This window comes from Mycobacterium simiae (assembly GCF_008370645.1).
Lineage (GTDB): Bacteria > Actinomycetota > Actinomycetes > Mycobacteriales > Mycobacteriaceae > Mycobacterium > Mycobacterium simiae_A.
In genome coordinates this window covers 1-3283 of record NZ_VTZN01000303.1, presented here as the reverse complement: position 1 = coordinate 3283, position 3283 = coordinate 1, and the positions used below count along the sequence as shown (strand labels likewise).

At 66.6% G+C, this 3283-nt stretch carries 3 protein-coding genes and 1 pseudogene; 3 read left to right on the top strand and 1 reads right to left on the bottom strand.

Annotated elements, in window-relative coordinates; all coding sequences use genetic code 11:
• Positions 1 to 38: 38 nt before the first annotated feature.
• Entirely contained in the window at positions 39 to 464 is a 426-nt protein-coding gene (locus F0Q45_RS25055; RefSeq protein ID WP_149656451.1) for a hypothetical protein, read from the bottom strand.
• Positions 465 to 786: 322 nt separating this feature from the next.
• Between F0Q45_RS25055 and F0Q45_RS25050 the strand changes: the two are divergent.
• From F0Q45_RS25050 to F0Q45_RS25040, 3 genes and pseudogenes are all read left to right on the top strand, one after another.
• Positions 787 to 1283: pseudogene (locus F0Q45_RS25050) on the top strand (class I SAM-dependent methyltransferase); the annotation flags it as partial.
• A gap of 198 nt (positions 1284 to 1481) precedes the next feature.
• Complete coding sequence (locus F0Q45_RS25045) at positions 1482 to 2369, top strand: universal stress protein (protein WP_149656450.1); 888 nt, start codon at positions 1482 to 1484, stop codon at positions 2367 to 2369.
• A 94-nt stretch (positions 2370 to 2463) separates the two neighbouring features.
• Positions 2464 to 3283: DUF222 domain-containing protein (locus F0Q45_RS25040; RefSeq protein ID WP_149656449.1), on the top strand; the 820-nt coding region annotated here is incomplete at its 3' end.

The following is a 3283-nucleotide window of genomic DNA, read 5'->3' as shown; positions in this document are numbered from 1 at the left end:
AGGCCGGTCAGCGAAATAGATTGCATCGGTAAGTCCCTTCAGCCGTTCAGTAGCAGTATCCCCGCCACGGTCAAGCCGACCACCTTGACCACCTCCAGACCGACATAGAAATAGTGTGCCCGCGACCGAGGCGCGGTCAGCCCGGCCAGCACTTGGTCGGAACGTCGCACCAGCGCGGGACGTACCGCGACCAATTGAAGAGCCAGCGCTGCCAACGCCACGGCGAACGCCGCGGCAATGCGCACCGGTGTCGGGCCGGCGACCACGAGCGCCAGCAGGACAAGCGCAAAACCGACTTCGACGGTGTTGAGCGCGCGAAAGACCAACCGGCCGATACCGAGCCCGATTTGCAGGGTCACGTTGGGCGCCCGGAACTTCAGCGGTGCTTCTAGAAAGGAGATGGCCAGCACCATGCCGAGCCACACAAAGGCAATGGCAACCTCGATCGCCGGTCCGGTACTCACGTGGCGACTCCTTCCCGCTGGAGGTGGGCTCGACGGTCACTGGCGCCGCCCATCTTTCCAGGTCTTCTCGCATGAGCCCGAGGTGGAGCGGGCGAACGGGCGGTGCCGCAGGCCCAAGCCACTAGCGTGGCGACCCCCTGGCCAATCGTTTCACAACCAGCAGTTCGGGCGTAGGCCATACAAATCGGAAAGGTGCACTCCGCGAACGCAAATCCAGCGTGTCCGGATCCACGTGCTACCCGGCGGCGCCCGGCTGAATACCAGGAGGGCACCAGCGCCGCCGCACGCCAGTCGTGAAACCCGCTGCCCGACGGCCCATCTAATGGCAGGAGCCGGCACCGATGCCGGGCAGCCGCTACCGCAGTCGAATCGAGACGAAGACCACCTACAAGGCCATTGGCTGCTGGCGCGGCTGGGCAAACGGGTCCTTCGCCCCGGCGGCATCGGGCTCACCCGCACCCTGCTGGCCCGCGCTCAGGTAGCCGACGCCGACGTGCTTGAGCTGGCACCCGGCCTGGGCCGAACGGCCGCCGAAATCCTCATCCATCACCCCAAGTCGTTCTGCACGATCACGGCGGCCAAGGAGACGTCCGGGTCACCGATGCGGCTAATACCGGGTTGCCCGCGGCCAGCGTCGATGTCGTCATAGCCGAGGCGATGCTGACCATGCAGGGCGACGCGGCCAAGAACGCGATTGTCGCCGAGGCGGGGCGGGTGCTGCGGCCGCGGGGCCGCTACGCCATCCATGAGCTTGCCCTGACGCCCGACGACGTCCCGGACGACATCTGCACCGAAGTCCGCCAATCCCTGGCCCGGGCGAGCAACACATTTCGCAAGCATCAAGAGCGGATGGCCGCCGTAGCCATCGTCGCCTACAAACCCGCGGTCGCGGACTGCTAATTGCCGCGCGCCGATCGCACGGGCCTTATGCCCGCCCGACTGGTGACCAACGGCTCTGACCAAACTCAACCGCTCTCGATAGCGTCCATCGCGAAGCCAACACGCGAAGGACGAGCCATGCGCAACGCACCTCTGGGAATTGTCGTCGGCATTGACGAATCACCGGCCGCGCGGCGAGCGGTGCAGTGGGCCGCCCGCGACGCCGAGCTGCGAAACATCCCGCTCACGCTGGTGCATGCGGTGTCACCCGAGGTTTCGACACGGCTGAAGATGCCGTTGCCAGCGGGTCTGGCCCGATGGCAGCAGGATCACGGGCGCCGACTAGTTGACGAGGCGCTCAAAGTCGTCGAAGAAGCTGCGCAAGGTAGGGGTCCAGCTAGCGTTCACACCGAAATCTTGGGCTCGGCAGCCGTTCCGACGCTGATCGACCTGTCCAAAGACGCGGACATGGTGGTCACGGGTTGTGTGGGCAGCGGGCGATGGCCTGGCCGGCTGCTGGGTTCGGTCAGTTCCGCCGTGCTGCGCTACGCACATTGCCCGGTCGCGATCGTCCACGACGACGACCCGTCAGTGGCGCAGCCCAGTACAGCGCCGGTATTGGTCGGCATCGACGGCTCCTCGGCCTCCGAGCTGGCCACCGCGATCGCGTTCGATCAGGCCTCACGCCGGCAGGTCGGATTGGTCACACTACACGCATGGAGCGATGTTGATGTCTCGGAGTGGCCCGGAATCGATTGGCCAGCAACGCAATCTATGGCTGAACAGGTACTGGCCGAGCGCTTGGCGGGCTGGCACGACCAGTATCCCGACGTGGACGTACGTCGTGTAGTCGTGCAGGACCAGCCGGCACGCCAGCTCGTCCAACACTCCAAAGACGCCCAGCTGGTGGTGGCCGGCAGCCGGGGCCGCGGCGGGTTCGCTGGAATGCTGGTGGGCTCGGTCGGCGAAACCGTCGCCCAGATGGCGCAGGTTCCGGTGATCGTGGCCCGCGAGTCACCGGCTTAGCCCAGGCTTAGCCCTGGCTTAGCCCGGCTCCAGTTCTGCACAGGTGCGAAACTCGGCGTCTGTCTTGTCGGAGCGCCATGGCATAATCGAATGTATGTTCGAGTCACAAGCCGAGGTGATCGCTCACTTTGATGAGTGGTTCGAACGGCATCACCCGACCAAGACGACGCAGTCAGAACGGTTGTTGGATCGGATTGGTGCGGCCACTCGGGCCGAGAACCGAGCCGCGGCCGCGCAGTTGGTCGCAATCGGGGAATTGTTTGCCTATCGGCTCGCGCGCTGCTCGGAGACCGCGGACTGGGCGATCGACACCATGGAGGCGGTGGCCGCCGAGGTGGCCGCGGCGTTGCGGATCAGCCAGGGCCTAGCGGCCAGTCGGCTGCGCTATGCCCGCGCGATGCGCGAGCGGCTGCCACAGGTGGCCCAGCTGTTTGTGGCCGGCGATATTGACTATCTGGCGTTTCAGACCATCGTCTATCGCACCGAGTTAATCGACGATCTCGAAGTGTTGGCGGCCGTGGACGCCGAGCTGATGATCAAGGTGCCGCGCTGGCCGTGGCTGAGCCGAGGCCGGCTGGGCGCCCAGATCGACCGGATTGTGGCGCGCGCGGACGTCGATGCGGTGCGGCGCCGCCGCAAACAGCAGCGCGATCGCCAGATCTGGATCGGCGGTGATCGAGACGGCCTCACCCAGATCGAAGGCTCCCTGCTGACCCCGGATGCCCAGGCCCTCGATCAGCGGTTGACCGCGCTGGCCAACACCGTCTGCGCCCATGATCCACGCACCCGCGAGCAGCGCCGCGCCGACGCCCTGGGAGCCTTGGCGGCCGGGGCGGATCGGCTGGGGTGTCGCTGCGGGCGCACCGACTGCCCGGCCGGCGCCCGCCCAGGCGCCTCCCCGGTGGTCATCCACA

Bases quoted from the DNA above. Each gene is read 5' to 3' on its own strand.
- F0Q45_RS25045 (WP_149656450.1), top strand. From the start codon at position 1,482: ATGCGCAACGCACCTCTGGGAATTGTCGTCGGCATTGACGAATCACCG.